This window comes from Streptomyces sp. AA4, from assembly GCF_000158875.1.
GTDB lineage: Bacteria > Actinomycetota > Actinomycetes > Mycobacteriales > Pseudonocardiaceae > Amycolatopsis.
Genome location: NZ_GG657746.1, coordinates 987,112 through 1,006,196, shown reverse-complemented (window position 1 = coordinate 1,006,196; position 19,085 = coordinate 987,112). Strand labels below are relative to the sequence as shown.

At 67.3% G+C, this 19,085-nt stretch carries 17 protein-coding genes, 2 tRNA genes and 1 other RNA gene; 10 read left to right on the top strand and 10 right to left on the bottom strand.

The annotated features are described in order from the left end of the window. The first annotated feature begins 117 nt into the window (after positions 1-117). The 5 genes from SSMG_RS04815 (at position 118) to SSMG_RS04795 (ending at position 5,042) form a co-directional block, all read left to right on the top strand. The gene (locus tag SSMG_RS04815) at positions 118-903 is read left to right on the top strand and encodes an IclR family transcriptional regulator (protein WP_009073316.1); all 786 of its coding nucleotides are present in this window, start codon (positions 118-120) and stop codon (positions 901-903) included. A 495-nt stretch (positions 904-1,398) separates the two neighbouring features. Continuing rightward, positions 1,399-3,006, top strand: coding sequence for a class I adenylate-forming enzyme family protein (locus tag SSMG_RS04810; RefSeq protein ID WP_199785800.1), 1,608 nt, complete (start codon positions 1,399-1,401; stop codon positions 3,004-3,006). Beyond that, positions 3,003-3,680 (top strand): tRNA-dependent cyclodipeptide synthase, encoded by a 678-nt coding sequence (locus SSMG_RS04805; protein WP_009073312.1) that lies wholly within the window; start codon positions 3,003-3,005, stop codon positions 3,678-3,680. Before SSMG_RS04810 ends, SSMG_RS04805 begins: the two co-directional genes overlap by 4 nt. 15 nt (positions 3,681-3,695) lie before the next feature. Continuing rightward, positions 3,696-4,436, top strand: coding sequence for a class I SAM-dependent methyltransferase (locus SSMG_RS42230; protein ID WP_009073311.1), 741 nt, complete (start codon positions 3,696-3,698; stop codon positions 4,434-4,436). 195 nt (positions 4,437-4,631) lie between these two features. Then, complete coding sequence (locus tag SSMG_RS04795; protein ID WP_078560699.1) at positions 4,632-5,042, top strand: LppA family lipoprotein; 411 nt, start codon at positions 4,632-4,634, stop codon at positions 5,040-5,042. A 345-nt stretch (positions 5,043-5,387) separates the two neighbouring features. Here SSMG_RS04795 and ssrA read toward each other — a convergent pair. After that, positions 5,388-5,762, bottom strand: a transfer-messenger RNA (tmRNA) gene (gene ssrA, locus SSMG_RS42940). A gap of 213 nt (positions 5,763-5,975) precedes the next feature. Here ssrA and SSMG_RS04790 point away from each other — a divergent pair. From SSMG_RS04790 to SSMG_RS04770, 5 genes are all read left to right on the top strand, one after another. Further along, positions 5,976-6,668, top strand: a complete 693-nt coding sequence (locus SSMG_RS04790; RefSeq protein WP_009073307.1) for a sensor domain-containing protein — start codon at positions 5,976-5,978, stop codon at positions 6,666-6,668. Further along, positions 6,665-7,798 (top strand): sensor histidine kinase, encoded by a 1,134-nt coding sequence (locus tag SSMG_RS04785; protein ID WP_009073305.1) that lies wholly within the window; start codon positions 6,665-6,667, stop codon positions 7,796-7,798. The genes SSMG_RS04790 and SSMG_RS04785 overlap by 4 nt, the downstream gene beginning before the upstream one ends. Positions 7,799-7,855: 57 nt before the next feature. Next, positions 7,856-8,497, top strand: a complete 642-nt coding sequence (locus tag SSMG_RS04780; protein ID WP_009073303.1) for a response regulator transcription factor — start codon at positions 7,856-7,858, stop codon at positions 8,495-8,497. Positions 8,498-8,555: 58 nt separating this feature from the next. Then, on the top strand, positions 8,556-8,804 hold the full coding sequence (locus SSMG_RS04775) for a hypothetical protein (protein WP_199785799.1): 249 nt from the start codon (positions 8,556-8,558) through the stop codon (positions 8,802-8,804). Between the two features lie 145 nt (positions 8,805-8,949). Beyond that, a complete protein-coding gene (locus SSMG_RS04770; protein WP_037712582.1) occupies positions 8,950-10,245 on the top strand; it encodes an acyltransferase in 1,296 nt (431 codons plus the stop codon). Here the strand turns inward: SSMG_RS04770 and SSMG_RS04765 are convergent. The 9 genes from SSMG_RS04765 to SSMG_RS04725 all read right to left on the bottom strand — a co-directional run bounded on the left by SSMG_RS04765 (position 10,235) and on the right by SSMG_RS04725 (position 18,970). Continuing rightward, positions 10,235-11,131 carry an amidohydrolase family protein gene (locus SSMG_RS04765; protein WP_009073297.1) on the bottom strand — a complete coding sequence of 299 codons (897 nt, stop codon included), beginning with the start codon at positions 11,129-11,131 and terminating at the stop codon, positions 10,235-10,237. The genes SSMG_RS04770 and SSMG_RS04765 overlap by 11 nt on opposite strands. Next, on the bottom strand, positions 11,128-11,610 hold the full coding sequence (smpB, locus tag SSMG_RS04760) for an SsrA-binding protein SmpB (protein ID WP_009073296.1): 483 nt from the start codon (positions 11,608-11,610) through the stop codon (positions 11,128-11,130). Before smpB ends, SSMG_RS04765 begins: the two co-directional genes overlap by 4 nt. Before the next feature lie 51 nt (positions 11,611-11,661). Beyond that, complete coding sequence (gene ftsX, locus SSMG_RS04755) at positions 11,662-12,555, bottom strand: permease-like cell division protein FtsX (RefSeq protein WP_009073294.1); 894 nt, start codon at positions 12,553-12,555, stop codon at positions 11,662-11,664. A 51-nt stretch (positions 12,556-12,606) separates the two neighbouring features. After that, positions 12,607-13,296: a cell division ATP-binding protein FtsE gene (gene ftsE / locus SSMG_RS04750; protein WP_009073292.1), complete on the bottom strand. Its 690-nt coding sequence runs from the start codon at positions 13,294-13,296 to the stop codon at positions 12,607-12,609. Between the two features lie 89 nt (positions 13,297-13,385). Beyond that, on the bottom strand, positions 13,386-14,489 hold the full coding sequence (gene prfB, locus SSMG_RS04745; RefSeq protein WP_037712580.1) for a peptide chain release factor 2: 1,104 nt from the start codon (positions 14,487-14,489) through the stop codon (positions 13,386-13,388). A gap of 64 nt (positions 14,490-14,553) precedes the next feature. Next, positions 14,554-15,099 (bottom strand): PadR family transcriptional regulator, encoded by a 546-nt coding sequence (locus SSMG_RS04740; protein WP_199785798.1) that lies wholly within the window; start codon positions 15,097-15,099, stop codon positions 14,554-14,556. Positions 15,100-15,295: 196 nt separating this feature from the next. After that, positions 15,296-15,369 (bottom strand) — tRNA-Met (locus tag SSMG_RS04735). Positions 15,370-15,838: 469 nt separating this feature from the next. Further along, positions 15,839-15,912: transfer RNA gene (locus SSMG_RS04730), tRNA-Met, on the bottom strand. 67 nt (positions 15,913-15,979) lie between these two features. Beyond that, positions 15,980-18,970, bottom strand: coding sequence for a UPF0182 family protein (locus tag SSMG_RS04725; protein WP_037712578.1), 2,991 nt, complete (start codon positions 18,968-18,970; stop codon positions 15,980-15,982). Positions 18,971-19,085: the final 115 nt, after the last annotated feature.

Genomic DNA, 19,085 nt, shown 5'->3' with positions numbered 1-19,085 from the left:
CCAAGACAACACGTGGCGAGGGCCTCGACCACCGGTGCGAACGGACCCCTCATACTCCGTTGGGGCGGTGCGAGCGGTCCCCTCGCACCCGTTCCGGAGGAGGCGGAGGAGTCACCCGTGAGCAGTTCCGACGTTCCCGCCCTGCGCAACGGCCTCTCCGTGCTGCGCCTGCTCGCCGGCCACGCCGGCCCGGTCTCGGCCGCGGCCATCGCCCGCGACCTGGACCTGCCTCGGTCGACGACGTACCACCTGCTCAACGAGCTGACCTCGGCCGGTTTCGTCACCCATCTGCCCGCCGAACGCCGCTACGGCCTCGGCATCGCCGCCTTCGAACTCGGCTCGGCCTACCTGCGCCACGACCCGCTGGAGCGGCTCGCCGGGCCGCTGCTGCGCAAGCTGGTCGACCGCATCGGCCACACCGCGCACCTGGGCGTCCTGCACGGCAACGAATCGCTGTACCTGATCAAGGAACGCCCAGCCCGCCCGGAAACGCTGGTCACCGACGTCGGCGTCCGCCTGCCCGCGCACCTGACCGCGTCCGGCCGCGCGATGCTGCAGCACCTGCCGGCCGCGCACGTCCGCGCGCTGTTCCCCGCCGCCACGTCGTTCGTCCTGCGCACGCCGCGCGGCCCCAATTCGCTGGCCGCGCTACGCCGCACCCTGGCCGCCGAACGCCGCCTGGGCTGGTCGGTCGAAGACGGTCACGTGACAGCGGGCTTCGCCTCTGTCGCCGCCCCAGTCTTCGACCACGGTTCCCGTCCCATGGCGGCAATCAGCGTGACGCTGCGCCACCTCTGCCCGGACGACGGCCCCTGTACAGAAACCTTCCCCGACTTGGCCGAAGCAGTCGCCACGACAGCGGCCACGCTCACCACGCACATCGGCGGCACTCGCCCGGCGTGACAATTCCCCCATAAATAAAATGCTAGCCCCCAAGACGTTCGCGCGAACCAGCTTACCTTAACCGAAGCGTTCGAATGCGCAACCACTTCTTTAGTCAAGACAAAACCGGCACAACGACGCTTCGATGTCACCGCGCGGTATCCCCCACTTGTCGCAATAGCCGCGGCGGCCACCTCCAACGGACGATTGACAGTCACTATCCGCCCCGGTATAGCTCTAATGGGGCTTAAAGCGAAACTCAAAACATCAGGGGGCTTGAGTGGATTCGCTTCAGTACGTTTCTGCTTGTTCGCTTACCGGCCACCGGTAGGCCATCTTCCCTGATCCGGGCGTCGCGGGGGCGAGGCCCGGATCAGCTTTGCTCTGCGTTCCACCATTCCCACACCGCGATTCGAGCGTAATTCGACTCGCGGCGACCACCCTTGCCCGCATTCGGGCGAGGGCGGCAACCGGCCTCGTGCTGCCCGCGCAGCACCGCATAGGAGCACTTCAGCCATGAAACCGAACTGGGCCTTCAGCCTGGGCGAACTGTTCGACCACCGAGCCAGTTCCGGCAAGCCCATGACCTTCCACCTGTCCCGGCCGCTGGACATCGACCGGGAAACCCGCTCGACGCTCGACCTCCCCGCGCTCGCGGCCTTGGTCCGCGATTCCGCCGGCGTCCTGAGCAAAGCGGGCGTGAAACCCGGCGACCGGGTGGTCGTCTGCAAAGCCAATCATTTCGACTGCATTCTGCTGGCCGCCGCGATCTCCCGGATCGGCGCGGTCGCCGTGATGCTGTCCGGCCTGCTGGGAAAGGACGCCGTACAAAGCCTGATCCGCCGGGTGGAACCGGCGGCGATCGTCACCGACGTCGAACGCATCGAACGCGCGGAAATCACGCCCGCGGCGTTCCCCGGGCTCGCCGGAAAGATCTTCAGCGTCAACGGCGACTCCCCGCACGCGCAGACGTACGCGGATCTCAAAGCGGAACCGCATCTGCACCCCGTCCCCCGCCGGGACGACGAACTCCTGATGCTCACCCACACCTCCGGCACCACCGGCATCCCCAAACTGATCATTTTCCCGCCGGCCACCATCCAAAAACAAATGGCCCGGCTGGAATGCCGCCATTTCCCGCCCCTGACGTTCCGCCGAAACGACGTGGTGGCCATGTTCACGCCCTACGTGCACGCGAGGGCGTTCACCTGGATCTATTCGGTGCTGACCCTTTCCCCGGCCACCGTGCTGGCCATGGACGACAACTCCCCGGACGTCGTCGACCGGGTTTTCCGCCAGTACCCACCGACTTTCATGGAAGCTCTGCCCGTCGACTACTCGGCGATGGCCCCGCTGATCCGCACCGGCGCGAACAACCCGTTCGCCCGCATCCGCCTGTTCGCCGGCAACTTCGACGCGATCCGCTGGCCGGTGATCCGCCGCTTCCTGAACGCGTCCCGGCACCCGTTCCCGCTCTGGCGGGACGGTTACGGCCAGTCGGAAACCGGCGGCATGGGCATGACCGTGCTCTCGCGCCGCGCCGCGAACCGCCCGCGCGACCACAAACCCGGCCCGCGCGTCGTCGGCCGCCCGATGCCCGGATTCGTCACCCTGAAAATCGTCGATCCCGAGACGTTCGAACCGCTGGAACGCGGCCGCCCCGGCCTGGTTCTGGCCAAAACGAAGGCCCGCTGCACCGGGTATTACGGCGAACCGGAACGCTGGAAGGAAAAACTGGTGGGCGACTGGTGGAACACCGGCGACATCGGCATCCTCACCCCGACCGGAGCGCTGAAAATCGTCGACCGCGAGGTCAACTTCGCGTCCGGGATCGGCTACCTGGAATTCGAGGACACCCTGGTAGACCGCCTGCAGGAAGGGTCGGACGTCGCCATCCTGCCGCGAGAAAACGACCTGCCGCTGCCCGTCGTCGCCACCCGAGACGGCCGCCTGGACGACACCGACTGGTCCCGGGCCCGCACCGGCCTCCCCGCCCTGGCCGACCCGGTCGTCATCACCGCGACGGACATGCCCCGCACCGCGACCGGAAAGATCGTCCGCGAAGAATTGCGCCGCACCTACCTGGACACAGTGGCCACCCCCGGCACCGGACGCTGGACATGATCAGCAACGGCTTCCGCGTAGAACCCCTGACCGCCGCTTGCCAAGAAGTCTGGGAATCCCGCCGCCACGCGGTTTTCGGCGTAAGCCCCGGCAACAGCTACTTCAACGTCGACCGCCTGCGCTCCACTTTGGACTGGCTGCAAACGGAATTCAAGCAAATCGACGTCATCATCCCCGACAGCGCCCTGAAACACACCTTCATCGCACTGGGCTACGACGAGCCGAAAGCCGCGAAGAAAGCCAGGTCGGAAACCAACGTCCTGCGCAACCGAGTCCTCCGAGCCTGGACGGCCCTAGCCGGCCCAAGACCGACCGACGGCCTGCACCGCATGTCCGAACTCCAGGCAGACCCCGTCTACACCGAAGTCTTGGCACACTGCGCGCAACTGACCGCCACCGATCCCGCCCTCGCCGCCGCCAGCACAGAAATGACCCAAGAAGTCCTAGCCGCCAAAGGCTTAACCGGCGAGGCCACCCCGGCCCAACTCGCCGAAGCGAAGAAATACCTCATCGCCGAACTGCCGTTCTTCGTGTCTTCGTGCCGAATCTTCGACGTAGACGCCTCGCTGAACTTCTACCACCAGCCACTCCCCTTGGCGAACGTAATCTTCTCCGGCGCCTCAGCCCTGAAACCCGACCCCGGCCAGGGCTACGCCACCATCCGCCCAGCCTGACCACGGAGATTCTCGATGACGAACCCCGCCGACCAGTACGACCAGGTAGCCACCGCTTTCGCCGACGTGGAAGCGATAATCAGCTTCGTCCGGGAAAACCTGGAATGGCCCTCGTTCAAGAATGCCCTAGGCGACCTGCGAGGTGCGCGAGTACTGGACGTAGGCTGCGGCGAAGGCAGCTTCACCCGCCGAATCAAACAATTAGGCGCCGCGCAAGTAGTAGGCACCGATCTCTCCCCCGGAATGATCGCCTTGGCCCGCCAGGCGGAAGCGCGAAACCCGCTGGGCATCACCCACGAAGTCCAAGACCTGGCAGCCATGCCCCTCCAAGGCGAGTTCGACGTAGTGACGGCCATCCACGTCCTGCACTACGCAGACACTCGGGAAACCATGCAAACCATGGCGAAAACCATGCACGCCAACCTAAAACCGGGTGGCCGACTGGCAGTTCTGAGCGCAAACGCCGACTCCAGCGAAGAATCCGAAACCGCAGCCGGCTTCCGCACGTACCGCCCGGCCAATCCGCAGGAGGGAGACAAGTTCAAGGTCGCCGTCCTGACGACGCCGCCCACGGAAATCGAAGTACACCACTGGCCCACGGAGACGATCGTGGAGATCCTGGAAACCGCAGGCTTCACGAACGTCTCATGGTCGTTGGTGAGGCCCTCCGAGACGGTCGCCCCAGCTGATCGGGACCGAGCTGCGCGCTGCGCGAAAAACCCGACGAGTTTGACTCTTACCGCGACAAAGCCGTAGCTTCGGGCGGAAACCCGGCTCGCGCTCGACTCAAGCGCGAGCTGTGCCCTTCCAGGTTCGGGTAGCGAACCCACGGCCTACTCCCATGACACGCAAACACAGCCCGGCCTGCGCTGGACTGGCACTGGCCTTGCTGGTGCTCGCCGCCCCGACATCGACCAGGCCACCACGCGCTACGAACAGATGTAGGGCCGCATCCGCGGTGCCATCACCACGGCAGCCCCCGTCCTGAAGCCGGGGCAGATTACGAATCAAGCGGGAGGGTCGGCGTGCGGCAACGAGTTCGCCGCCGTCAACGCCGACTTGCGCACCGACGACGCAGTAGTCAAGGGCCTGCCGAACTGGACGGCCGAAGGCAACATTCCCGACGACAAGTGGCCGCACACGGTAGAGACAGTCCGCTCGGTCGCCGCCGAGTACGGCTTCGACACCGGCCAAGTCACGGTCGACCGGCCCGGCGATCACGAGGTCGTCTTCCATGACAAATTCCGGGCCGAACTCAACGTCGGCACCGCAGCGAACACCACCGTCCTGCTGCGCACCGGCTGTCATCTCACCGCTGCTGCGAAGAAACGCGGCGCGCCGGCGCCGAGGCCGACGTACTAGTCGCTGAACACAAGAGCTTTTGCCCGCCGCGCCGCGATGGCGCGCACGCGTTCTGCTCCGGACAGTGCGCCATCACCGCGGCAGGGGACAACGTTGCCGCTGCCCGGAAGCTCGGGCACCTGTTCAGGGAACGCGCCACGGGCCAGCCGAGCACGGCGGCCCGGTTCCGCACCTCGACGACCCCTTTGCCGTAACTGGCTCAGCGTAGGGCGCGCAGAGGTCACCGCATAGCAGCTTGCCGACACCGCATCGACCTAGCTGCGATCTTGGAACGGAAGACGGAATCGAGTGAGACCCAAATACAACTGGTCCCCGGAGAGTCAGGTGACTCTCCGGGGACCAGTCGAGTGGAGGTGCCGGGAATTGAACCCGGGTCCTCTAGCGCCTCCTCAAGGCTTCTCCGTGCGCAGTCCGCTATGTCTCTGCTTGGCCCCTTCAGTCACGCGAACAAGCTGAAGTGACGAGCCCAGCCACTGTTTGCTTCCCTGCCAGGCCCCGTGGCCGGGACTGGAGGTAAGCCTCCTAGCTGATGCCGGCGACCGGGTCGGAGGCGACCCCGGGCCGACAGACTTGCTCTACTGCGATCAGGCAGCGAGAGCGAAGTCGCGCTGGCTATTGGCCTTGGCGCTTATTAGGTTGCGATGACGCTTGCGGTGGTCTCTCGCCTGCACCGGCACGCTTCCCTTGATTCAACGTCCAGAGTCGAAACCGTTCACCCCCTTGCAGGTGTTCTTAACTCACCCATCATAACGCCCCCGGCAACCCGATAATTCCGGCATCCGCCCGCGCACCGGCCAGCGCACCGGGCCGCCCGGCGGCCGGCCAGGGAGGTAGGGCTGTCCCCACCCCGAAGATGCCCGCTCGCCCCCTGGTTGCCCGGCGCCCTCCCGGCCATGCTGAGCAGGTCAGTTTCCGCAGTGAGGGAGCCCCGCCATGGTCACCGTGCCCGCCGGTCGCAGTTTTGGGCGCCGTACTCCGCCGTTGGGCGGGGCGTTGGCGTATCTCCTGCTCAACCTGCCCTTCGGGATCCTCTCGTTCGCCTTCATCGTGACGCTGGGGTCGGCCGGGCTGGGGACGCTCATCGTGTGGCTCGGGGTGCCGCTGCTCGCGCTGCTCGTGCTGTTCGCGCGGACCGCGGGGAGGGTCGAGCGGGGGCGGGTGTTCGCGCTGCTCGACGTGTACATCGACGATCCGTATCTGCCGTTGCCGCCCTCAGGGCAGAAGCAGCGCTGGCTGGCCCGGCTGAAGGACCCGGCCACCTGGCGCGACCTGTCGTACCTCTTCCTGCTCTTCCCGCTCGGCTTGGCGGAGTTTGTGCTGGTCGTGACGGTATGGGCGGTCAGCTTGGGCCTGGTCGCGCTGCCCATCTACTACCGCTTCCTCCCGGACGGCGTCTACTCCTTCCCGAGCTACGATGTGCAGTGGTTCGTCGTCGACTCGACGGTGACCGCGCTGCCGTGGGCGGCGCTGGGGGTGCTGTTCGCCGCGATCGCCGTGGCCCTGACCAAGGGGCTGGCGGCCCTGCACGCGGCTTTCGCGGCCGCGTTCCTGCGGCCGACGGTCGCCCAGCGGCGGCGCATGGAGCGCTCCTGGAACGAGATCGACGGGATCACGGTGGCCGGATGACTGCGCAAGACCCGCCTCCGGAGCATCCTCGTCCGCATCCGGCTCGCACGATCGGGTACATGATCCCGTCGTTCGTGCTGCGCCTGCTGCAGTTCGTCCTGATCGTGGCCGGCGGGACCGTCGGCACGGCGACGCTCATCATCTGGATCGGCTTCCCGATCCTGCTGGCAGTCACCGGCTTCATCCGCTGGTCGGGCGACCTCGAACGGCGCTGGGCCCGCCGGATGCTCGGCACCCCGCTCGGGCCGATCGAGCGGCTGCCGCTGGCCGGGCAGCCGATGACCCGCCGCTGGCTGACCCGGCTGTCCGACCCGACGACCTGGCGGGACCTGGCGTACCTGATGGTCGCGTTCCCGCTGGCGATCGTCGAGCTGCCGATCGCGCTCGCGTCCATCGTGCTGCTGCCGATGGCGATCTGGGTCACGCCGTGGCTGGGCTGGCTGCACGGCAACCTGGCGCTGTCGCTGCTCGGCCCGAACCGCACGAAGAAGCTCGAAAAGAAAGCGGAACACCTGCAGGCGTCGCGGGCTCGTGGCGTCGACGCCGCCGAGGCCGAGCGTCGCCGGATCGAACGTGACCTGCACGACGGCGCTCAGCAGCGGCTCGTGGCGGTCGCGATGAGCCTCGGCCGGGCGAAGTCGAAGTTCGACAACGACCCGAACGCGGTGCGCGAGCTGATCGACGAGGCGCATTCGGACGCCAAGCTCGCCGTTTCCGAGCTGCGCGACCTCGCCCGCGGCATCTACCCCGCCGTACTGGGCGACCGCGGTCTCGACGCGGCCCTGTCCGCGCAGGCCGCGAAGTCGCCGATCCCGGTGGACGTGCACGTCGACGTCGAGCCCCGTCCGCCGGCCGCGGTCGAGACCACCGCGTACTTCATCGTCGGCGAGACCCTCACCAACATCGCCAAGCACTCCGGCGCGACCGAGGCGACGGTGAAGGTGTGGCGTTCGGACACGCACGTCATCACCGAAATCACCGACAACGGCCACGGCGGCGCCGAGGTTCGCCCCGGCGGCGGGCTCGCCGGGCTGGCCGACCGAGCGGCGACCATCGACGGCGTCATCACCGTCGTGAGCCCGGTCGGCGGGCCGACGGTCATCAGAGCGGACCTGCCGTGTCAATGGTGACCCGGCCGTGAGTGAATAGCCCCCGGGAGCTTTTCACTCACGGACCTGGGGGCTTTGATGCGAGTAGTGATCGCCGAAGACGCCGTGTTGCTTCGGGCGGGGGTCACCCGGTTGCTCGCCGACGAGGGCATCGAGACGGTCGCCGCGGTCGACAACGGCGACGATCTGCTCGGCGCGATCACCGAACACCGTCCTGACCTGGCGATTGTCGACGTCCGGATGCCGCCGACCTTCACCGACGAGGGCCTGCGCGCGGCGCTGGCGGCCCGCAAGGAGATCGCTGGCCTGCCGGTGCTCGTCCTGTCCCAGTACGTCGAGGAGAGCTACGCCGTCGAACTGCTGTCCGGCGGTGCCGGCGGCGTCGGCTACCTGCTGAAAGAGCGCGTCGCCGACGTGGACGAGTTCCTGGACGCGGTCCGGCGCGTCGCGGACGGCGGCACCGCCATCGACCCGGACGTCATCGCCCAGCTGATGGCCCGCGGCCGCCGCAACCCGCTGGATTCGCTCACCGCGCGCGAATCCGAGGTGCTCGGCCTGATGGCGCAGGGACTGTCCAACAACGCCATCGCGAACTCGCTGGTGGTGTCGCACGGAGCGGTCGAAAAGCACATCGGCAACATCTTCTCGAAGCTCGGTCTCGAGGCCAGTTCCGAAGAACATCGCCGGGTTCGCGCGGTGCTGACCTACCTGGGCCGTTAAAAACCCTCACTCGAACTGACGGCAGCCCCGCGCCGGGTCCCTCGCCTACCATGGACGGATGCCGCCCGAACCGAGCGAGGAGAATCCGATGTCCGACCGCAGCGTCCGCTTCTTCGGCGGACCGCTCGACGGCCGGGTGCAGGAACTCGCCGACGAGGAACCGGTGCCGGGCACCGTCGTGCGCCACATTCACCTGCACGGCGGCCCGAAAATCGAGACGCGGTACGAACTCGGCCTCACCGAGAACGGCTGGGCCTACCGGGTGCAGGCGCACGAGTCCGAACCGGAGCCGGACACGCTCTCGTGAGCGTTTACGCCGGTGAGAACCGGCATAGCCACTGACGACAACCCGCGGTAGGGCAAACCCCACCTTCCGCCTCCTGCTGACCCGACCCCCTTTTCGGTGGTCTACACCGCTGTCTGCGGCCCCGGAACCCGACAGGCTCTTCAGCATGACGACGAGCCAGCTGCAGACACGCGGCACCAGGGCGACCCGGGACACCTTTCTCGACGTAGTACGTGCCGGAGCGATCCTCGCGGTGGTCGCGCAGCACTGGACGATGCCGGTGCTTTCCTTCTCCGGCAACACTCTCGCCACCGGCAACGCCCTCGCGACGCCCGGCTGGTGGCTTTTCACGTGGGCCTCGCAGGTCATGCCGTTGATCTTTTTCGCTGGCGGCGCGGCAAACCTGATCTCCCTGCGCCGCGCCGAATCCACCCGCGCGTGGTTCGCCGGACGCGTCCGCCGGCTGCTCGTCCCCGTGCTGCCGCTGATGGCGGTCTGGCTCGTGGTGCCGAACCTATTGCAGGGCATGGGAATTCCCCCGCAGCCAGTTCAGGTGGCCAGCGCGATCGCCGCGCAACTGCTGTGGTTCCTCTCGGTTTACCTGCTCACCGTGCTGCTCACGCCGCTGATGGTCGCCGCCCACCGACGCTGGGGTCTCGCGGTGCCGGCGGTGCTGGCCGGACTCGGCGTTCTCGTTGACGTAGCAAGGTTTTCCGACCTCGGCCTGATCGGATACGCCAACGCCGTCATCGTCTGGGTCGCCGTGCACCAGCTCGGTTTCCACTACGTCGAAGGCCGTCTCGGCTCGCTCACCCGCCGCGCCGCGCTCGCGGTGTCCGCCGCCGGTTTCGGGGTGACCGCGCTGCTGGTCGCGTTCGGCCCGTACCCGGCGAGCATGATCGGCATGCCGGGAGCGCCGGTGTCCAACATGAGCCCGCCCACCGTCCTGCTGCTGTTCCTGGCGCTCGGGCAGATCGGTTTCCTGCTGGCCTTCCGCGAGAAGCTCGTCTCGCTCCCCCGCGTCACCGCCGCGCTCAGCTGGCTCAGCCCGCGGTTCATGTCGATCTACCTCTGGCACATGCCGGCGCTGGTCGTGGTTTCCGGCGTGACCGTCCTCGGCCTCGGCTACTCGACGCCGGCCCCGGGTTCGTCGATGTGGTTCCTGATGGTGCCTGCCTGGATCGCCGTGTGCGGTGCGGTCCTGCTCGGCCTGCTGCGGCTGTTCGAGCGCTTCGAAACGCAGCCGGACGGCCTGGTCGTGACCGCCCGGACGCCGCAGTTGGTGCTGGCGGGCCTGCTCGCCTCCGGCGGGCTGCTCGGCCTGGCCGCGCACGGCTTCGCGCCGCTGAACGACAACCTGCTGACCGGTCCGCTGCCCTGGGTGGCACTGGTCGCGGCCGGATACGCGCTGGCCGGACGCCAGGTGGCGCCGAGCCGGGCCCTCGTGCCGGTCAAACGCTGAGCAGCTTCGCGGGCGTGTCGTGCAGCACCGCCCGCAGGAACGGCTCGCCGAGGCGATCGTCGGCTGCCCAGCCGGCGATCGCCTGCAGCTGTGTCGCGTAGGAGTAGGGGATGTTGGGGAAATCGGTGCCCAGCACCACGCGGTCGGCCACCTCCGCCAACCGGACCGTCCAGTCCGGCGGCAGCGGCGACATCGCCTCCGCGAACGGCACGCCGACCATGGTGGTGTCGAGATGCACGCGCGGGTAGCGGGCCATCAGCTCGAAGGCGGTGGTGAACTGGGGCATCGCGGCGTGCGCGAGGACGGCGGTGAGCCGCGGATGCCGCCGCAGGACTTCCTCGAACACCTCGAGCCCGGTGAAGTCGCCGCGCAACGGGCCGTGTCCACAGTGGATCACCACCGGCGCGCCCGCCTCGGCCAGCGAACCCCAGACCGCGTCGAGCAGCTCGTCCCGCGGGTCGTACGCCCCGACCTGCACGTGCGCTTTGAAACACCGGGCTCCCGCGCGCAACGCACTGTCCACTGAGGACGCCGCACCCGGCTCGGGATAGAACGTGCCGGTGGGCACCGCTTCCGGCACCTGCTCGGCGAAGTCCAGCACCCACGACGTGAGCCATTCCGCCATGCCCGGCTTGTGCGGGTACACCAGCGGCGCGAAGGTTTTCACGCCCAGCGCGCGCAGCGTTTCGATCCGCTCCGCCTCCGGCGTGCGGTAGTGGATCGGCCACGGCGTGCCGTAGTGCTTCTCGGCATGATCGAAGTAGGCCCACACCTTGTCCAGCACGGATTTCGGCAGGAAGTGGACGTGCAGGTCGACGATCCCGTCGAGGCCGAGCCCGGCGATCCAGCCCGGGACGTCGGCGTCGGTGGCCGGACCCGCCGTCACTCCGTGAACCGGCCTTTCAGCGCCCGCCCCATCGCGCGGCTGATGTCCTTCTGCGCGTCGCGTTTGGCCAGCGTCTGCCGCTTGTCGTAGGCCTTCTTGCCCTTGGCCAGCGCGATCTCGACCTTGACCTTGCCGTCCTTGAAGTACATCGACAGCGGCACCAGCGACAGACCGCTTTCCTTGGTCTTGCCGATGAGCCGTTCGATCTCGCGCCGGTGCAGCAGCAGCTTCCGCGTGCGCCGCGGCATGTGGTTGGTCCAGGTGCCCTGGGTGTACTCGGGGATGTGGACGTTGCGCAGCCACACCTCGCCGTCGTCCACCGTCGCGAACGCGTCCACAAGGGAGGCCTTGCCTGCCCGGAGGCTCTTGACCTCCGTGCCCTGCAGCACCATCCCGGCCTCATAGGTGTCCAGGATGGAGTAGTCGTGCCGAGCCTTGCGGTTCGACGCGATGACCTTCTGTCCACGTTCCTTGGGCATACCGACCACTTTACGTGATGTGTCCGACGGCGAGCAGCGGATTTCTCTCCGCTAGTGCCGCACGTACAGGCGCAGCGTGACGTACCCGGTGATCGCCGAGATCACGATCGACACCGCCAGCAGGATCGGCGCGACCGGGAACAGCACCTCGAGCGTCGTGATCTGCGGGAACACTTCGCCGGTGAAGACCGTGTCGAGGAAGGACAGCTTCGTCAGAAGCAGGAACACCACCCCGAGCACGGCGCCGACCGTGCCGGCGACCACCGCCTCCAGGAGGAACGGCAGCTGGGTATACCAGCGCGTCGCGCCCACCAGGCGCATGATGCCGACTTCCGTCCGCCTCGTGAACGCCGAGACCTGAATGGTGTTCGCGATCAGCAGGAGCGCGGCGACGGCCATGATGAGCGCCATCACGAACGCGATGTTCCGGACCCCGTTGAAGACGTTGAACACGCGGTCGAGGAACTTCTTCTGGTCGTCGACCTTCTTGACGCCGGGCTGGCCGGTGTACTGCTTGATGATCGCGTCGGACCGGTCCGGGTCCTTCAGCTTCACCTGCAGCGACGCGGGCAGCGCCTCGGGGCCGGTCAGCTCGAGCAGTTCGGGCTGGCTCGCGAAGATCTTCTTGAACCGGTCGTAGGCCTGGTCGCGGTTCTCGTACACGACCGATTCGACGCCGGGGTTGTTCTGCAGCGACTGGCGGAGCCCGTTGCAGAGCGCCTGCGTGCAGTTCTTGTCGTTCGCGCTCACGTCGTCGACCAGCGCGACCGAAACTTCGACTTCGGCGAGGAAGTTCGCCTTCATCTTGTCGATCGTGCGCACGGCGAGCAGACCGCCGCCGAGCATGGCGAGCGAGACCGCGGTGGTGAGGATCATCGCGATGGTCATCGTGACGTTCCGGCGCAAACCGGTGACGACCTCGCTGAAGACGAAACTGGCACGCATCGCTCTCGTGTTTCCTTGGTTCGGGGCGGGAAAGGGCGGGGGCGGTGGGCGTCAGCGGCCGATGCCGTAGACGCCCCGGGCGTCGTCGCGGATCACGCGACCGAGCTGCAGCTCGACGACCCGCCGCCGCATCGAGTCCACGATGGAATGGTCGTGCGTGGCCATCAGCACGGTGGTTCCGGTGCGGTTGATCCGCTCCAGCAGCAGCATGATGTCCTGGCTCGTGTCCGGGTCGAGGTTCCCGGTGGGCTCGTCGGCCAGCAGCACGAGCGGGCGGTTCACGAACGCGCGGGCGATCGCGACGCGCTGCTGCTCGCCGCCGGACAGCTCGTTGGGCAGCCGGTCGGCCTTGCCGTCGAGGCCGACGAGTTCGAGCACCTCGGGCACGACCTTGCGGATCGTGGGCCGCGGTTTCCCGATGACCTCGAGGGCGAACGCGACGTTTTCCGCGACGGTTTTGTTGGCCAGCAGCCGGAAGTCCTGGAACACGCAGCCGATGGTCTGGCGCAGGCGGGGGACCCTGCGCCGGGCGAGTTTGGCGACGTCGAAGTTCGACACCATGACCCGTCCCTTGGAGGGCACCTCTTCCCGCAGCAGCAGCCGCAGGAAGGTCGACTTCCCGGAACCGGACGGGCCGATGAGGAAGACGAACTCACCCTTGTCGATCTCGACCGACACCCTTTCGAGGGCGGGACGGGTCGAGGTCTTGTAGACCTTGGAAACCTCTTCGAGCCGGATCACGGTTCGGCATACTACCCATGGGCCCCGTTAAGCCCGGGTTGCCGGTGCCTTGGGTGACGCGCGCCTCGTCGCCGCGCTGCTCGACGGGGTCAGGCCGCGTTGGCCTGCTTGCGCCAGCGGATCCCGGCCTCGAGGAAGCCGTCGATGTCGCCGTCGAGGACCGCGGTGGGGTTGCCGACCTCGAATTCGGTGCGCAGGTCCTTCACCATCTGGTACGGGTGCAGCACGTAGGAGCGCATCTGGTTGCCCCAGCTGGAGCCGCCGTCCTTGAGCGCGTCCATTTCGGCCCGTTCCTCCTCCTTTTTGCGCTGCAGGAGCCGCGCCTGGAGGACCTTCATCGCGGCCGCCTTGTTCTGCAGCTGCGATTTCTCGTTCTGGCAGGAGACGACGATGCCGGTCGGGATGTGGGTGAGGCGGACCGCGGAGTCGGTCGTGTTGACGCTCTGCCCGCCGGGGCCGGACGAGCGGTACACGTCGACGCGGATGTCCTTTTCCGGGATGTCGACGTGGTCGACTTCCTCGACCTCGGGCAGGACCTCGACGTGCGCGAAGGACGTCTGCCTGCGGCTCTGGTTGTCGAACGGCGAGATCCGCACGAGGCGGTGGGTGCCCTGTTCGACCGAAAGGGTGCCGTACACGTACGGGGCGGTCACCTTGAAGGTGGCGGACTTGATGCCCGCTTCTTCCGCGTAGGAGATGTCGAAGACGTCCGTCGGGTAGCCGTGGCGCTCGGCCCAGCGCAGGTACATGCGGAGCAGCATCTCGGCGAAGTCGGCCGCGTCGACGCCGCCCGCTTCGGAGCGGATGTTGACGACGGCGTTGCGGTCGTCGTATTCGCCGGAGAGCAGGGTGCGGACTTCGAGCGCGTCGATGTCCTTGGCGAGGTCGGCGAGGTCGCCTTCGGCCTCGGTCATGCTGCCGCTGTCGCCCTCGTCGGCGGCGAGCTCGTAGAGGACGCCGAGGTCGTCGAGGCGCTGGCGCAGTTCGGAGACACGGCGCAGCTCGGCCTGCCGGTGGGACAGCTGGCTGGTGACCTTCTGGGCTTCCTCGACGTTGTCCCAGAGGGTCGGGCTGGACGCCTGCTCCTCGAGCTCGGCGACCTGCGCGCGCAGCGCTTCGAGGTCCATCACCGACTCGATCTGCGTCAGCTTGCCGGTCAGGTCCTTCAGTGCCGCATCGAACTCATCGCTCACGTCGGACAAGGTTACGGCAAAACCCACGACCGGTCGCGAACCGGTCGTGGGGCCGGGGCGGCGCTCAGGCCTGCGGGATCGAGTCGAGCAGCTTCAGGGCGGCCTTGGCCTGCGCCTGGGCGAACTCGGCGACTGCCTTGGCGTAGGGGCCGTCGGCGGTCTTGGCGGCGTTCTTTGCCTCTTCGAGCTGCGCCTGATAGGTGGTGCGGGCGCTGTCGAGCAGGGCACTGCGCTGTTTGGCCGTCAGGGAGCCGGCGTGCACGAGCCGCAGGATGAGCGGGCTGCGGAGGTGGTCGGGTCCGGCCTCGGACGTGAGCCACGTCTTGAAGGCCTTCTTGCCTGCCGCGGTGAGCACGTACTGCTGGCTCGAACGGGGTCCTTGCTTGCCGAGCCGGACGAGACCCTCTTTCGAGAGCGCCGGGAGCTCGCGGTAGACCTGGCTGCGGGTGACACTGAAGAAGGCGCCGAAGCGCTCGTCGGCGCCCGAGACGAGCTGCCCGCCGGTGGCGGGGCCGTCGTGGAGCAGACCGAGCAGGGCGGCGGCGGTTGCATTCAATTCGGACACCCCTCTACGGTCCCACTTATCCGCCGCTGTGTCCACAGTGGTCACGAATCAGTCCATTGTGGCCAGCGGCAACCCCTCTAACAGCCCAGTCCGCAGGTATGTCCACAATAGACTCTGCCACGCTCCGCAACCACCGCCGAAACGATCACCGCGCCGCAACCACCACCCGAGCGACGGCCAAATGGCGCACGAAAAAGGCCGGGGCCCGTGCATCCGCACGAGCCCCGGCCTTTTCTTCGAGTAGCGGGGACAGGATTTGAACCTGCGACCTCTGGGTTATGAGCCCAGCGAGCTACCGAGCTGCTCCACCCCGCGTCGTTGTAAACACAACCCTACACCCCCCAATTCCCCTCCCCACACCACCCCCACAAAACCCCGTCACCAGCAAAAACACCCCCGCCCCCCCGGACCATGACGCCCGTCAGAAGAAGCAGCCCCCAGCTCCCGCACACCGAACCCCGCCCAGAGGGCAAAAGCCCTTCGAACGCGAGCCTCGACAGGTTTAGACCTCTCCGACCGTCTCGTGTAGAGAGTCAGAAATCCTTGGGAGCACTGGAATATTCCACCCAAGGCGACGACGAAACTCGTGGTACTTCTTCCGGCAACCGTTGGCTTTTCCCAGGATCCGCCCCGGCAAACGAACGCGACCTCACCCGCCAACGCGACCCCACGCGGGGGTCCAGGGGGCTGGCCCCCTGGCGGGGGTCTGGGGGTTCGACCCCCAGGGCAACAACGAAAGAGACCCACCCTCGCGCTTTGTGCGAGGATGGGTCTCCCATCTCTGTAGCGGGGACAGGATTTGAACCTGCGACCTCTGGGTTATGAGCCCAGCGAGCTACCGAGCTGCTCCACCCCGCGTCGTAGGACCTACCTTACGCCTGGGTTTCCCGGAGGCGCAAAGCAGGTGCCTATTACGTAACCGACGTCACCCGCCGGGCTGGGACGTCGGGCCGTTGGTCGGCGGCGGCGTCGTGGGTTTGGCGGCGTTGTACTCCTTTGTCGCCGCGTCGAGCGCGGAGAGCGCCGCGCCTTGGTCGGCGAAGTTGCCGGCTTGCTGTGCCGCCTTGAGCTTGGCGAGCGCGGCTTGGATGTCGGCGACCGCCTTGTCCATGGCCGGGTTGCTGCCGCCGGTGCTGGGCGGCGGCGCGGCGGTGCTGGAGGTCGGCGGGGTGGTCGTCGTGGTGCCGGGGTCGCCTTCCTTCGGGGTGGTGGCGGCCGCGCCGGTGCCCTTGCCGAAGACTTGGTCGAGCGCTTCGTTGAGGGTGGACGCGAAGCCGATCTTGGCTCCGTAGGAGACGAGCACGCGCGCCAGCTGCGGGTAGCTCAGCTGGTTTCGCTGGCGGATGTAGACGGGTTCGACGTAGAGGAATCCGTCCGCGACCGGCAGCGTGATCAGGTTGCCGTAGATGGGGATGACGTTGGGGTTGTTGAGCAGGGTCCGGTCTTGGGCGACGCGGGGGTCGCTCTGGAACCGGTTTTGCACCTGCACGGGTCCGTCGACCTGGTTGGCTCCGCTGGCCGGTGGCAGGCGCAGGACGCGGATGGTCCCGTAGTCCTCCGGATCGGACGAGATGGACATCCAGGCGGAAAGGTATTGCCGTTGCAGACCGGTGAGCGCACTGGTCAGCTGGAACGTCGGCCTGCCTTCGCCGGCCGCGTTGGCGAGGACGTAGTACCCGGGCTGGTTGGCGACGTTCGAGCCGGCGGTGGTGGAGCTGCCGTCCTCGGTCGGGTCCTGCGGAACGCTCCAGAACGCCTGCTGCGCGTAGAACTCCTGCGGGCTCTCCACGTGGTAGCGGGCGAGCAGTTCGCGCTGGATCTTGAACAGGTCCTCGGGGTAGCGGAAGTGCGAGCGCAGTTCCGGCGAAATCTCCGAGCTGGGCTTCACGATGCCCGGGAAGACGTTCTCCCACGCCTTGAGGACGGGTTCGTTGTCGTCGATCGAGTACAGGTTGACGGTGCCGTCGAACGCGTCGACGGTCGCCTTCACCGAGTTGCGGATGTAGTTGATCGAGTTGTTCGCCTGTTTGGTGACGCCGTTGAGCGAGTCGTTGGTCGCTTCGCCGAGCTGCGTCTGCTGGGCGTACGGGTAGTTGTCGAGCGTGGTGTAGCCGTCGACGATCCACTGGATGCGGCCGTGGACCACCGCGGGGTACGGGTCGCCGTCGAGGGTGAGCCACGGGGCGACCTTCGCGACGCGGTCGCGCGGTTCGCGGTTGTACATGATCTTCGAGCCGTCGCCGATGGCGTCGGAGAAGAGGATCTTCGGTTCGCGGTATTCGGCGGCGAACATCAGGCGGTTGAACCAGTTGTCGAGCGAGACGCCGCCCTTGCCCTGGTAGAGATAGCCGCGCTGGGTGTCGGTGTCGTACTCGCCGGGGGCCTTGCCCGGCGTGCCGCCGACGATCGCGTAGTCGGACTGGTTGGTCAGCTCGCCGTAGTAGATCCGCGGCTGGTCGACCTTGATCCCCGGCTGGCCGTTGACCGAGCCCGCGCCGGCGGGCGTGGTGGTGTCGCTCGTGGTGGCGATCGGGTAGCCGCCGTCGGAGTTGGAGTCCTTCACCGCACGGTCGATCGTGTTCGCCGGCGCGGCCACGAAGCCGTTGCCGTGCGTGTAGACCATGTGCTTGTTGATCCAGTTGTTCTGGTTCCCGGTGAGCCCGTCGGTCTTCATTTCCTTGGCGGCCACGATGTAGTCCTGCGTGGTGCCGCCGATGGTGTACCGGTCGATGTCCAGCTTGGTCGGGAAGCCGTAGAAGTTCTCGCGGCCGACGCGCTGGGTGAAGGTGTCGCTGAGGATGTTCGGGTCGAGCAGCCGGATGTTGGACACCGTGCCGGTGTCGGCCTTCACCGCGTCCGCCGTCGTTTCGGTTTTGCCCGGGTACTGCTCGTATTTCACGTTGGTGAGGCCGTACGCCGCGCGCGTCGCGTCCATGTTGCGCTGGATCGACGTCGCTTCCTTCTCGTTGGCGTTCGGCTTGACCGAGAACTGGTCGAGGATCGCCGGCCAGGCGACGCCGACCAGCACGCCGGAGAGGATCAGCAGGACGAGCGAGATCGCCGGCAGCTGCAGATTCCGCAGGAACGCGCCGGCGAAGAAGGCGATCGCGCAGATCACCGAAATGCACAGCAGGATCAGCTTCGCCGGGAGCACCGCGTTGAGGTCGGTGTAGGTGGCGCCGTTGAACAGCGGCATGTTCCGGTCGGACAGCAGCAGGTTGTACCGGTCGAAGAAGTACTCGACCGCCTTCAGCAGCACGAAGATCCCGACGGTGATCGCGAGCTGCGCGCGCGTCGGGCCGGCCAGCTGGCCGCCGCGGCCGGCGAGCCGGATGCCGCCGAAGACGTAGTGCGCGATCAGCGCGCCGAAGAACGAGACGACGACGGTGACGAACAGCCAGCCGAGCAGCCAGTTCACGAACGGCAGGGAGAACGCGTAGAAGCCGAGGTCGATGCCGAACTCGGGATCCTTCTGCCCGAATGAGGTGCCGTTGAGGAAGAGCTGGATCGTCTGCCAGTCCCCGCTCGCCGAGGCTCCGGCGATGACGCCGGTGAGCACCGGAATGCCGATGCCGAACAGCCGGATCCGGCTGACGATCACCGAGCGGTAGCGCGACAGCGGATCGTCGCGGCCGGACACCGGCACGAACACCGGGCGCGTGCGGTAGGCGATCAGCAGGCTGACCGCGAGCGCGCCGCCGACCAGCAGCCCGACCGCGAAGAAGAGCACGATCCGGGTGACCAGCTGCGTGGTGAACACCGAACGCGCCTGCAGTTCGCCGAACCACAGCCAGTCCACGTAGGTGTCGAGCAACCGGACGCCGGCCAGCAGGGCCAGCACGATCACCGCGGCGATGATGAGAAGGATCCGGCTGCGCCGGGACAGCTTCAGGCTCACCGGGGGCCGAGTCGCCACGGCAATGCTCCTGTCTTCGTGAACACGTTCGCCGGGGACAGCTGTGTCCCCGTGACCTCTAACTCTACGGATGGTGCCGCGAGTTCCCGGGACCGCCCAAACCGGGCGCGCGCGG

What these genes read in the sequence shown, in the direction of transcription:
- SSMG_RS04810 (WP_199785800.1), top strand. Translation starts at nt 1,399, where the DNA reads ATGAAACCGAACTGGGCCTTCAGCCTGGGCGAACTGTTCGACCACCGA.
- SSMG_RS04805 (WP_009073312.1), top strand. Translation starts at nt 3,003, where the DNA reads ATGATCAGCAACGGCTTCCGCGTAGAACCCCTGACCGCCGCTTGCCAA.
- SSMG_RS42230 (WP_009073311.1), top strand. Translation starts at nt 3,696, where the DNA reads ATGACGAACCCCGCCGACCAGTACGACCAGGTAGCCACCGCTTTCGCC.
- SSMG_RS04790 (WP_009073307.1), top strand. Translation starts at nt 5,976, where the DNA reads ATGGTCACCGTGCCCGCCGGTCGCAGTTTTGGGCGCCGTACTCCGCCG.
- SSMG_RS04785 (WP_009073305.1), top strand. Translation starts at nt 6,665, where the DNA reads ATGACTGCGCAAGACCCGCCTCCGGAGCATCCTCGTCCGCATCCGGCT.
- SSMG_RS04780 (WP_009073303.1), top strand. Translation starts at nt 7,856, where the DNA reads ATGCGAGTAGTGATCGCCGAAGACGCCGTGTTGCTTCGGGCGGGGGTC.
- SSMG_RS04775 (WP_199785799.1), top strand. Translation starts at nt 8,556, where the DNA reads ATGCCGCCCGAACCGAGCGAGGAGAATCCGATGTCCGACCGCAGCGTC.
- SSMG_RS04770 (WP_037712582.1), top strand. Translation starts at nt 8,950, where the DNA reads ATGACGACGAGCCAGCTGCAGACACGCGGCACCAGGGCGACCCGGGAC.
- smpB (WP_009073296.1), bottom strand. Translation starts at nt 11,610, where the DNA reads ATGCCCAAGGAACGTGGACAGAAGGTCATCGCGTCGAACCGCAAGGCT.
- ftsX (WP_009073294.1), bottom strand. Translation starts at nt 12,555, where the DNA reads ATGCGTGCCAGTTTCGTCTTCAGCGAGGTCGTCACCGGTTTGCGCCGG.